A 238-nucleotide genomic window follows, 5' to 3' on the forward strand; every position below is an offset into this window, starting at 1 on the left:
TTCTACTTCCTGCCGAACATCCTGCTGTCGGGCTTCATGTTTCCGTTCGTGGGGATGCCCAAGTGGGCGCAGGTGATTGGGAACCTGCTGCCGATGACGTACTTCAACCGGCTCACGCGCGGCATCCTGCTCAAGGGCAATGGCTGGTTTGAGCTGTGGCCGAGCATCTGGCCGCTGATGGTGTTTACGGTGGTGGTGCTGGGGGTGGCGTTGCGGTTTTATCGCAGGACGTTGGATT

At 59.2% G+C, this 238-nt stretch carries 1 protein-coding gene; it reads left to right on the forward strand.

Translation table 11 applies throughout. From position 1 onward, the window contains the following. Nucleotides 1-238, forward strand: a 238-nt coding sequence (locus D1614_RS29165) for a P-loop NTPase family protein (RefSeq protein ID WP_241558174.1), incomplete at both ends; no start/stop codon positions are given.

The sequence above is a fragment of the Maribellus luteus genome (genome assembly GCF_003576475.1).
In the GTDB taxonomy this organism is placed as follows: Bacteria; Bacteroidota; Bacteroidia; order Bacteroidales; family Prolixibacteraceae; genus Draconibacterium; species Draconibacterium luteum.